This is a genomic window from Microbulbifer mixtoriginis (SeqCode) (genome assembly GCF_052467945.1).
Window position 1 is genome coordinate 1781020 of the sequence record NZ_CP174328.1, and the last position, 11676, is coordinate 1792695.

General features: G+C 44.8%; 8 protein-coding genes. All 8 read left to right on the plus strand.

Going from position 1 to position 11676, the window contains the following annotated elements:
• Position 1 precedes the first annotated feature (1 nt).
• Complete coding sequence (locus ACJJIJ_RS07885) at positions 2–628, plus strand: YdeI/OmpD-associated family protein (RefSeq protein ID WP_444939186.1); 627 nt, start codon at positions 2–4, stop codon at positions 626–628.
• A gap of 281 nt (positions 629–909) precedes the next feature.
• The gene (locus ACJJIJ_RS07890) at positions 910–1392 is read left to right on the plus strand and encodes a VOC family protein (protein ID WP_444939187.1); all 483 of its coding nucleotides are present in this window, start codon (positions 910–912) and stop codon (positions 1390–1392) included.
• Between the two features lie 50 nt (positions 1393–1442).
• Entirely contained in the window at positions 1443–2132 is a 690-nt protein-coding gene (locus ACJJIJ_RS07895; protein WP_444939188.1) for a DUF899 domain-containing protein, read from the plus strand.
• A gap of 79 nt (positions 2133–2211) precedes the next feature.
• Positions 2212–2781, plus strand: coding sequence for a dihydrofolate reductase family protein (locus ACJJIJ_RS07900; protein ID WP_444939189.1), 570 nt, complete (start codon positions 2212–2214; stop codon positions 2779–2781).
• A 374-nt stretch (positions 2782–3155) separates the two neighbouring features.
• On the plus strand, positions 3156–3905 hold the full coding sequence (locus tag ACJJIJ_RS07905) for an alpha/beta hydrolase family protein (protein ID WP_444884873.1): 750 nt from the start codon (positions 3156–3158) through the stop codon (positions 3903–3905).
• Between the two features lie 586 nt (positions 3906–4491).
• The gene (locus ACJJIJ_RS07910) at positions 4492–5145 is read left to right on the plus strand and encodes a tyrosine-type recombinase/integrase (protein ID WP_444939190.1); all 654 of its coding nucleotides are present in this window, start codon (positions 4492–4494) and stop codon (positions 5143–5145) included.
• A 115-nt stretch (positions 5146–5260) separates the two neighbouring features.
• Positions 5261–10276, plus strand: a complete 5016-nt coding sequence (locus tag ACJJIJ_RS07915) for an AAA domain-containing protein (RefSeq protein WP_444939191.1) — start codon at positions 5261–5263, stop codon at positions 10274–10276.
• Complete coding sequence (locus tag ACJJIJ_RS07920; RefSeq protein ID WP_444939192.1) at positions 10266–11675, plus strand: hypothetical protein; 1410 nt, start codon at positions 10266–10268, stop codon at positions 11673–11675. The genes ACJJIJ_RS07915 and ACJJIJ_RS07920 overlap by 11 nt, the downstream gene beginning before the upstream one ends.
• Position 11676: the final 1 nt, after the last annotated feature.

The following is an 11676-nucleotide window of genomic DNA, read 5'->3' on the forward strand; positions in this document are numbered from 1 at the left end:
TATGGCAATGATTTCAGATATCGCAGATTATTTCTCGAAAGGTTGTGGACGTTGTGAACGCTTTGCAACGCCTGATTGCTCGACCCAGAAATGGAAATCCGGCCTTAATGAGTTGCGCCGGATATGCCAGAGCATGGATCTGGAAGAGCACGTAAAATGGGGGCAGCCTTGCTACACATTCGCCGGTCGAAATATTGTCATCCTTGGAGCGTTTCGAGAGAAATTCCTCATTAGCTTTATGGATGCGGCGTTATTGAAAGACCCCAAAGGCTTACTTCAAAAGCGTGGTGAGAATACCCAACACCCACATATGATCCCCCTGAAATCCAACGACCAAGTGACAAAGCTCGAATCAGTTATACGAGCTTACATCGAGGAAGCGAAGGGATATGCCAAAGCCGGCATTAAGCCCCCAAAAGCAGAACGCGATATCAAGCTCCCAGATGAACTGGTTGAAGCCATGGATGCCGACCCCGAGCTTGCAGAAGCGTTTCATGCATTAACACCAGGGCGCCAGAGAAGCTATGCCTTCAACTTAAATTCAGTCAAGAAACCAGCTACACGGGTTTCGAGAATAGCCAAGTTCCGCAGCAAAATAATTTCAGGCAAAGGCGCTATGGAGCGATAAAAAACGATGCATCGATGAACAACTCGCATCGACCTCCAGCGACCTTTGGAATAGCGCAGATTTGGTTAAGCAGTTCTAGACGATATTTATCATGCCGAGTGAGGTAACAGAACATCCTCCTCGGGAGGGTACGGAGACCGCCATTCATCACAAACACCAAAGGGGCAGGGGGCTTTATCGAACCTGAACCAGAGCGCAGTTACGATATGGAGCGCATTGCATCAACCCTCAAAGCTGACGGTGAAGAGACCGCATACTGTCCAAAGCATAGGAGAATACATATGACCGAACTCGTAAACTGCCTGTGGTTTAACTATGGCGAAGCAAAGAAGGCGGCGGAATTCTACGCCGCAACTTTTCCAGATAGTCATGTAGATCGAGTTAATCAAGCGGTGACCGACTACCCTGGCGGTCAGGAAGGCAGTGAACTGACTGTCGAATTTACCGTACTCGGGCGCAAGTTTATTGGTCTGAATGGCGGTCCGAATTTCAGGCCAAATGAATCCGTTAGTTTCATGGTTGTCACCGAGAATCAGGAAGAAACCGACCGCTACTGGGAGGCGATCATCAGTAATGGTGGACAAGAAAGCGCCTGTGGTTGGTGCAAGGATCACTGGGGCCACTCGTGGCAAATTACACCAAGACAGCTTCTGGATCTGACAACGAACTCTGATCGTGACAAAGCGAAGCGTGCCTTTAAGGCGATGATGTCCATGAGTAAGATCGATATCGCCACGATAGAGGCAGCCGCCGAGGAAGTATGAGTTCATGGAGAAGTACTCTTCACAACTTCACTCAAGATCTGGAGCTGATTATGGCTTTAATTCAGAGCAGGAAAACTAAGGAGATCTCCGGAGTAGTCCGGCAGATCCTGTCACCGGAGGCCTGGAAGGATGAACTCGCTGAACTCCGCAAAGCAGAAAAGGAGCTGACCCGAGCGCACGACCGGCTGGCAGAAAAACGACGGTATTCGGGTTGGGTGAAGATCGAACAAAATTATGCCTTTGAGGGTCCAGGAGGCACTGCGACTCTGGCTGACTTGTTCGATGACCATTCACAACTCATCGTTTACCACCATATGTTGAAGCCCGCTGATCCCAGCCCGTGCGAAGGCTGCTGCATGGTCGCCGATCAGATTCCTCATCTTGCCCATCTGCATGCCCGAGACACCTCTCTCGTCTTTGTGTCAAAAGCGCCGATCGTTGAGATAGAGGCATTCAAGAAACGTATGAGTTGGGCCATACCCTGGTATGAAACCAAGAACAGCTTCAACGCTGATTTCGATGTGGCTACCGGATTTGGTATCAACGTTTTCTATCGCGATGGAAAGGGCCTCTATCGAACCTATTTCACTAACGGCCGAGGTGTCGAAACACTTGGCACGGTGTGGACTCTTTTGGATCTCACACCGCTCGGCCGCCAGGAAAACTGGGAAGCGGCTCCCGACGGCACTCAGCAGACACAGCCGTATCATTGGTGGCGTAGACACAACGAATATGGCTAATACAGGTGCCTGCCACACATCATCCAGCTACAAAGGGAAGAATTCATCTACTCAATCGCTTGTTTAGGAGAAACAGGATATGAGGCGTTTAGTTGTTTGGAATGTGATGACGTTGGACGGGTACTTTGAAGGCACTGCGCCCTGGGCGTTGGACCATCACGGAACAGTGTGGGGCGACGAGTTAGAAGCTTTCTCTCTTCAGCAGGGCGATGAAATCGGCACCTTGTTGTTTGGACGCTGCACCTATGAGGGGATGGCCAGTCATTGGAGGAATGAAACCGGGGCGGTTGCGGACATGATGAACTCACTTGAGAAAGCTGTCATCACGCGCACACTTGAAACCGCCGATTGGTCAAACACTCGCCTTTTAAAAGGCGAGGCCGGCGAACACGTTCGTGCGCTGAAGAGGGAGACAGGGAAGAGAGATATCTTCGTTTTCGGAAGCGCAGACCTTGTAGATACTCTGCTCGCAAGGGGCTTGGTAGACGAATACAGGATATGCCTTGCACCCATCGTGCTTGGAGCAGGCTCACCTCTCTTCAAAGCTGACGCCATCCAGAAGAATTTCGAACTCATGCGGGCGGACGCCCTTAAATCGGGCGGGGTGATCCTTCGCTACAAGTGCTTGCAGAAAGGTGGAGAAGTATAACAAATCGCAAAGTTTCTATTTTCTTTAAGGGCATTAGGCCTTCACGGAAATCCGTGGAATTCCTATATTCAAGCAGTCATATGGATTGATTGATACAGTTCAAATAGCCATCTATCTTATACCGGTGTAATCACCAATTTTTATAATGTCATGAAAAGGCCTCAACCTTTTCGGTTACCACTTGATTCGGATAGAAGGCGATACAAGCATTAATTACTTTGGCAAAGTCGAATGCGGCTTTGTAGGTCCATGCAATGGTTGAAGTAACTGGAGCGGACAATGGGGCGTCTTTACCTCAATATGAACCAGTTAAAAGAAGTGAAGAAGTGTTCTGAAAAGTTGAAGTGATTCATCAATATATATTGGATAATATTATGGAATTTAATTTCCCAAATCGTGACGGTGTAGAATTAAAGGGTAAATTAGAGAATTCCACCGGAAACCCAAAGGCCTATGCAATTTTTGCACATTGTTTCACATGCTCAAAAGATATCATTGCTGCGAGCGCTATTAGCAAATCATTGACTAGCAAAGGAATATCAGTATTAAGATTTGATTTTACTGGGTTAGGTAACAGTGATGGAGATTTTTCCAATACTAACTTTTCATCTAATGTTGAAGACTTGCTTAGTGCTTGCAATGAAATTGAAAACCGCTTTGAAGCACCAAAATTGCTAATTGGGCATAGTTTTGGTGGTGCTGCCGTATTAAAAGCCGCTGGTATGCTAAAGACAGCTAAAGCTGTTGTTACTATAGCCGCTCCAAGTGATGTAAAACATATCCAACATATGTTTAAAGATAAGCTCGATAACATCAATAAAACAGGGCAGGCAAAAGTGGTGCTTGCTGGCCGAGAGTTTACTCTTAAAAAGCAGTTTATTGACGATATAAATGAAGCAGACATCTTGGTTAACCTTAAGGAATTAAGGAAAGCTTTACTAGTTATGCATTCACCACTAGATAGCACTGTTTCTATTGATCATGCTGCAAAAATATTTAGCGCTGCGCACCATCCAAAAAGTTTTATTTCCTTAGATAAAGCCGATCACTTGCTTATGAAGAAATCAGATGCTGAATATGTCGGCAATGTTATTGGAGCCTGGGCTCAAAGATATATTAGTTAATACGACATATAATAGAGAATAATGTTGGAGCTTAGAATCCAATAAAAATATGGACTCGTCTGTTAAGGATTAAGTTGTTACTTACTTCCAGGAACCTTTGGATCAAACAGCACAGCCAGCACCAGATGGCCTTTGGATTGCTCCCTTATTACATTAAACATCCAGAAGCTTAATTAAGCTCATTTTTCAAAATAAACGATGAAAACCCTTGCTTTTTTACTGGAGTATGACGTTGTTGTGGGACCAACGAGTCCGGCTGCAGGACAAATCGCGCTTGCTCGAAGCGTGGGTCAAAAAGCGGGCTGGACATCATCACTCTCCCGGGAAGGAGTAGCAAATTCACATATATATCAGGATAGGCATTAAAAATTCGATTATAAGTGCACCATTTGAGAGTATTCTGGTGCATGCCTATTTACCCTGTATTTGAATTGTCAGGCATGTTGAGTTACCTGGACCAGCTCCCATATAATGTGGCCTAGTTTGCACCAGGATTCAGGATGAAATGGTACAAAATCTCCCTCCAGACAACGGATTTCCGAAACCGCGCTCACGACGCCTCTTTCATCCACCTGAAGCTTCGGGTGTGGCTTTTCCGATCCAGTCCGTACAAATCGATTGGGATCGCCTTATCGCCAAGCGGCCCGCTGTGCTTGAGACGATCGATACTATGCCGGTCTACCTTCTCAAGCCTGAGATCTTGCAATTACTTGATGCAGAAAAGCACCCGACTTACCGGCTGATTTTCGATCTAATATGGACTACTGGTGCACGAATCTCCGAGATCCTGGCCCTGACACCCAGTAGTTTTGTGGAGGATGGCTACGATTTTGGGGTGATCCTGAAAACGCTCAAACAGCAGCCTGGTCGACCCAGTAAAGCCAGTCTGCAACGATCCCCTAAACGGTATGTGCCCATCGTGGACTGCACTCCCCGGGACCGCATTCTGAGTTATTTACACTCCCATCGCTTTCAAAAAAAACAGCGAATTTTCCCGATGTGTCGGCAGACAGTGAACCGGCATATTCATGCGTTGGTGGACAGAGTAGGGGGTGCCCCCTTCGCCATTTCAGCTCACACGTTTCGGCATTCGTTTGCGATTCACCTGTTACTGCATGGGCGACCGCTAAAGTATGTGAGTCAGCTGCTGGGGCACAAGTCGGTGGACAGTACCGAGATTTACACGAATGTACTTACCGTCGATGGAGCACATTTTTTGGATGGTGTGGATTTTCATTAAGTCTTTAGGTTCAGATATCAATAAAGATAAGATCAGTAAATATAGTATGTGAACTTTAAATTTATTTGGAAAGCATATACCTATAGATAATTTTTGAAAGAGTAATAATTACAATATGGATATCAGATACTGGGAAGGTGGACTTGAAGAACATGAAGTTGTTGCCATCAAAAAGATAGAAAAAACCTTTTCCAACAGTTCACAAGCACAAGAAAGTAAGCCCCAACGCTCTATAGGTTTTAACGCGCTTCAAGCACTAAAGAGTAACCCCATGTATAACTGGCAAGGTTATGCGGGATTTCGATTTACTGACGGTAAGGGCAAGGAAGGCGAATTCGATTTATTGATTATAACTCATTGCAACATCCTAGTTGTTGAGCTCAAGGATTGGAAAGGTAAAGTAACTAGCCGTGGAGCAAACTGGTATCGAGGAAGAGAGGATCGTGGAAAGTCACCAGTAGAAATTACACTCAATAAGAAATATCTTATTGAAAAAAAAATTAAACCATTAAAGAACAAGCTGACCAATCGGGGGTACCTGCCTCACGTACATCATCTGGTGGTCATGACGGGTACGGAAGATATTAATGGTATCCAATCGCCGGACAAGGAACACACGCTCACGCTGAAAGCGTTTTTAACGCTGGTTGATGCAAAAAAGTATGACAAGCGCTTTAAGCCGCATCCAAATTCCAAATCGTTATTAGATGATGTCACGTTGTTTAATGATCTGCTCTTTGGTAATGATGACGCGGTCGAGGCCAAACCATTCTCTATTGCTGGGTGGCAATCGCAGAAGCTCATTTTTGATGGACATCATCTTAATCTCTACAAGGAGTATACGGCAACAGCCGTGTCCAATAAGAATGAAGTGGCGCTAATCCGTCGCTGGGATTTTTCCAAGCTATCTAGCGTTGACTCAAAAACACCTGGTGGTCGTTTCAAAATTGTTTCCCGTGAACGGGAAGTATTGCAGTACATCAAGCTGCAAAAGCTAGAGTTGTATAATCATTGTCTGACCTCATTGACGATACCGGAAAAAGAAAAAATAACGGCTAGATACAATGAGGTATATGAATTGCCGCCGGCGCACAAGCGGTTCAACGAATTCGTTGCCAAATACGGAGCTAATTTTTCTGAGGCTGACCGTGTTGCATTGGTGAAGCTGTTATTGGATAAGTTTTCCCACTTACACAAAATAAAGGTGGCCCATCGAGATTTAGGTGATCACAGCATCTGGATTTCACCGAGTAAGCAAGTAGCTTTATCTAATTTTATCTCTGCCTATCACCAACCGATTGGTACTATCGGTCCAGCTCGTGCTGAGCTGTCTGTCAACGCGGGCAAAGCACCGAAAGGGATGCTAGTTAGTGAGAGAACCACACCATTTCATATGGATGTTTATTCTCTAGCAATACTGTCTTGGCACATCTTAACCGGGACCCGACTCTCACCGGCTTCTATTGCAGATTTACCTCAAAAGATAGCAGAGGCTGACTCATGGTACGCCCGGGTACTGGAAAAGGCACTTGATGGTGAAAGCTACGGTTACGCATCAGAATTCCAAACAGAATTTACAGAGGCCGAACCCCAAAGCTCCAAATCACAACAGTTTGATTTCTCTCTCTTGGAACCCTATCAGTACGAATTCAGTCACGGCCGAAAGTTTCGTGAAGAGGGTGAGTTCTTGGTTGATGATAGCTCTAAAGAAGTGTACGAATCAAATGGACGTATCGTAAAAGCTTGGCTGAATGTAAATCCGTTGAGCATGACGGTTGGGCTTGGCCAAAAATTGTATTATTTCCTCGAGAAAGTGGAAAAGCTCCAAGCTATGGCGCCAAGTTTTATTCCTTGCATTTCTGATTTCGGCATTGCCAACAAAACTTCAGCGTTGTTTTTAGTCAGTGACAAAATAGAAGGCACTACTTGGGGTGCCTTGACTATCAAGGATGAACAAAAGTTTGACCTGATTAATCAACTTGTCAATGCCGTAGAGCATTATCACGGACTTGGTTTTGCACATGGCGATTTACATCCTGAGAATGTGATGATCTCTTCATCCGAACAGAAACTAAAACTGTTCTTGGTGGATACACCTGACTTTAGCTTAGATGCAGAAGAGTCGAAAAATCATAAGTACAGTCCAGAAAACATAGATTTCTGTTCGGCGTTTGAACGCGACATCTTTGCAACAATGCGACTGAGTTGTGAGTTGCTGGATATTTCCTGGGGAGAAGAGTCTTTAGTGTACCCCGCTATCTCATCAGCCATTGGCGTTGAACTGCAAGATGTTGAATTTGGCTTTAAAAGCCTGGGACGTTTTAAGGTTGCGCTCGAAAACCCTATGTTGGAGGAGGCACACGGCCTCGATATCAAAACCATCACACTACGCGGGACATTTGAACCGATAACACTGTATCCTGACAATGGGCAGTTATTTGTTCACTTGAGGGATCACCCTAAAGATAAACAAAATGAGGCGATCATTAAGATAATAGGCGTAGGTGGTAACGTAGAGCTCTTTTATTCCAAAACACAAGGCTGCGTGATCAATGGATATGCCCCCAATGTTAGTCACAACGGGATTGGTAGGTTTGTTCGAGACCAAGCATTATTGGACTTGCCATTTGCTGTAAAAATAGAACCTGGGTATGCAAATCTGGTGGAACTGGATGAAGCACTCAAAGAGCATGATGCATTTCAACGCACCATTACTCAGCATTTCGAGCAACTTGAAATTGCTGAGTCTGTAAATGATGAACGTGATATATCACCATTAATCGAGGAGGCATTTACAGAGCCTAAAAAGGCGGACCAGGACCATGTAAAGCTAGAGCAGCTAGAAATATCGACCAGGAAACTATGGCAGGCAATCATCGATACGGAAACGGAATCGCACCCATATGTTTGCGTTAATGGTGATGTCTTTGCTCCTAAGGGGAGCGAAGACGACCTGGTCATTCCTTATGAGGGTGAGAAAGATGCATTAGATAGCTTCGGTAAAAAAGATGAAATTGAAGCTATCATCGTCAATGGAGATGACGAGGTTAAGATTGGAGAGGTGGTCTTAAAAGCATCTGAAATGAAAGAGGTAAGATTAACTAAGGTGCGTCCGAGAGCAAAAAGGTTATCAGATGGCGATATAGTGTTCTTTAGGAGTTCTGCTGATCGCAAGTCTTATGAGAAGCGTAAGGATGCATTGGCCCGCATACTCGGAAAAGATGCGGTTATCGAAAAGCTGGCAGATTACTTTGAGCCGGATTGTCAGGAAGACCCTCAGAGTTTTGATATTGAGATCACTGAGGAGGACTTTGCCAGGTATGACCGTGTTGATGAGCATGGCAACACAATCAGTTTAAATGAAAAACAACGAGAAGCTTTTCAAAAACTGATTAGCTATGGCCCGTTATCTATGTTGCAAGGTCCTCCCGGTACAGGGAAGACAGAGTTTATTGCGGCATTCGTACACTATCTAGTAGAAAAGCAGAATGTCCATAACATCTTATTGGTAAGCCAGTCTCATGAGGCTGTCAATACGGCGGCAGAGCGTATTAGGCGACACTGCCAATCACTCGGAACCACGTTGGAAGCTGTTAGGTTTAGCAACCGCGAGAGCGCAGTATCAGATGGTTTGAAAGACGTTTACTCTCAGTCAATTGTTAGCGGGAAACGAGACCTGTTCAAAGTTGATGCGAAGTATCGCATTAAGGCTTTAGCTCAACCGCTTGGATTAGACGAAAACTACCTGGAGCGGCTCACTGAGGTAGAAGTCTCTATTGTCGGTCTCATTCGAAAAGCGATTCGTATCAGTAAGCAGATAAATAGCACGAATAGAGAGCCATCAGAAGTAGCTACCTTGCGTAAGGAAGGGAAGCAGTTATCGCAAGTTCTCAGCGAGCGAATTGCTGATTTAGGTATCAGTATTCCAGCATTGCCAAGTGATTTGCTGGGCCTTGAATCGGTGATTGCAACGTTACTTGATGAGCGATATGCCGTTCGACCGGATGAAGCGAAAAAGGCGAGGGCGTTGATTAAGATATCTCGAGATATGATTGACGTTCTAAATACTGAGCGTGTTAATTATGACGAATTTTTAGCTCGTTCCCGTCAGCTAGTTGCTGGTACTTGCGTCGGTATTGGTCAACGTCATATGGGCATTTCTGAAAACCAATACGACTGGGTAATTATAGATGAGGCAGCTCGGTCAATTGCCAGTGAACTCGCAATCGCTATGCAGTCAGGGAAGCGTGTTCTGTTAGTTGGAGACCATCAGCAATTACCGCCATTGTACACGGAGCCTCATAAAAAGGCACTGGCCAGGAAGTTGGGGATTGCTAGCAAGTCTGCCGATATTGATGAGTTAATTGCAAGTGATTTTTCTAGAGCGTTTGAGTCTAAGTACGGTAAGCAAACAGGAGCACAGTTACTTACACAGTATCGTATGGCACCACCTATAGGAACCATGGTATCTCATTGCTTTTATGACAATGATCTAGCCAATGGTGATAGGGCAATACCTGATATCTATCCTTCCGGACATAGGCTGTTTAATGCTTACGTCACTTGGGTGGATACACAAGCTAATGGTAAAGGAGCACATCATCTCAGTGATAAAGGTGTCAGTATTTACAACCGTTCTGAAGCCAATGCTATCGTCAAGTTGCTGTCTGAAATAAGTGGAAATTCAGAATTTATTGCTAGTCTATCAGGTCATGTGAAAGGTGGAGAGGTAGCAATCGGTGTTATTTGTATGTATGGCGAACAAAAAAGAATTCTTCGCCAGAAACTCAAAGAAGCCCCCTGGGGTGAAGCTTTTAAAAGCCTGATAAAAATTGACACGGTTGATAGCTACCAGGGCAAAGAGAACCGAATCATAATTCTTTCCGTTACACGGTCTATCGCAGACCAATCACCTGGTTTCCTACGGTCCCCTAATCGTATTAACGTAGCGTTGTCTCGCGCCATGGATCGATTGGTTATTGTAGGTGATGCCCGAATGTGGAAGGGGAAAAATCAAAACCTGCCCTTAGGGAAAGTGCTGTCTTACATAGAAAAACAAGATGACGAACAGTACCAAGTGGTGCCTGTTCAGCGAAGCAATATGAAGCGAGGTAAGCGAAATGGAAAGTAACAAAATACCGTTTCATGAAATCGATTTTTTACTGCCTTTTCATCGCTTCGCTATTGAGTTTTCGTACGTAACAAAACGAAGACTACCATTCATTCGAGAGTTTGCTTTGAGGCTTATTCATTTAGCACCCATGGCACCTGAATCACTGGCGAGGTACTTAGATTTATCATCTCGAGAGCTAAAAGAAGTGCTGAGAGATCTTGTTGGCAAGGACGAGCTAACGTATTGCGATGACGGCTTGATTGACCTAACGCCACGAGCGAGAGGCTACTTTGTTGCTGAAGGCGATTCACCGCAGGTCACAAGTATTGAGACCAAGAATATCACTCTGTCGTTTGAGTTGGCTGGATTTAATTGTATTCGGACAAATTTCGGTCGAGATGGCTGGCATGCTGGCATCTCCGTCCCTGTTTCTAGTGAAAAGCGGGGCCTGAGTGATAAATACGCAAGTAAAGGGTTTCAAGCACAATTCTATTATTTATTAGAGCAAGGCTATATGCCGGATATTTCTCCTAGAGATGCAGAGACGTTACCTTCAATTTACAAGATGGACGCTGTTACGCGGGTGGGGCAGGGCAACAAACGACTACCTCATACATTCTTCTTTGATGACTTTGGCAATCTTGTTGAAAGGGAGGATCTTGATACATTTAAATATGATGAGCCTGTTTTTGATGCTATTACCCGGACTATCAATAATTTTCATCAGATAAATAACTTGCCTGATGTAGCAGATGCAATGCAGGCAGTAGGTGACGATGTAACAGGGGAGTTCATTTCCTCTAGTGGTATTGATGTATCTAGCTTGATTCGAGAAATCGCTCGCTCTCGCGAGCATGAATCAAAGTTACAGCTAATGTTGGGTCCTATTTACCAAGAGGGAAACTGGCAATACATCAAATCTCGCTTGAGTAGTGAACTTAAACAACTAAAAGAGCACCACCAGGATGGTGTTAAAGAGCTAACCTGGCTGGCGCCTAGCGATAGTTTTTGGGGGAAGTCGGACAGATATACGGCTGTTAAGTCATGGTTAGAAGAGAGTGCTACGACAACTGGCAATAACCCAAAGCGGTTATTTAAACCAAAGTTCTATTTTCCTATTGCGAGAGAGAGTGATAAACGTGGGATTAAAGAATGGCATAACCTACTGAGGAATAAGGAGTATTGCTACAAGTTCATTGAAGGATTTTTAAAAGGTACAACTGAAGTTTTACTGCTACAGGATAGCTTTGCTGTTGTGTGCTACCACCTATCAATACCTTCCGTTTCTACTGTCTCGGTCCCGCTGGCGTTTTATACAAATGACAAGGCACAGGTCAATACTCTTGAAGTTTTGCTCAAGGATTATCTTGGTGGATCGGTAGGATTTGAGAACCCAATAGATTTGGGAAAGCTGTAGT

Bases quoted from the DNA above. Each gene is read 5' to 3' on its own strand.
- ACJJIJ_RS07920 (WP_444939192.1), top strand. From the start codon at position 10,266: ATGGAAAGTAACAAAATACCGTTTCATGAAATCGATTTTTTACTGCCT.
- ACJJIJ_RS07890 (WP_444939187.1), top strand. From the start codon at position 910: ATGACCGAACTCGTAAACTGCCTGTGGTTTAACTATGGCGAAGCAAAG.
- ACJJIJ_RS07895 (WP_444939188.1), top strand. From the start codon at position 1,443: ATGGCTTTAATTCAGAGCAGGAAAACTAAGGAGATCTCCGGAGTAGTC.
- ACJJIJ_RS07915 (WP_444939191.1), top strand. From the start codon at position 5,261: ATGGATATCAGATACTGGGAAGGTGGACTTGAAGAACATGAAGTTGTT.
- ACJJIJ_RS07885 (WP_444939186.1), top strand. From the start codon at position 2: ATGGCAATGATTTCAGATATCGCAGATTATTTCTCGAAAGGTTGTGGA.
- ACJJIJ_RS07905 (WP_444884873.1), top strand. From the start codon at position 3,156: ATGGAATTTAATTTCCCAAATCGTGACGGTGTAGAATTAAAGGGTAAA.
- ACJJIJ_RS07900 (WP_444939189.1), top strand. From the start codon at position 2,212: ATGAGGCGTTTAGTTGTTTGGAATGTGATGACGTTGGACGGGTACTTT.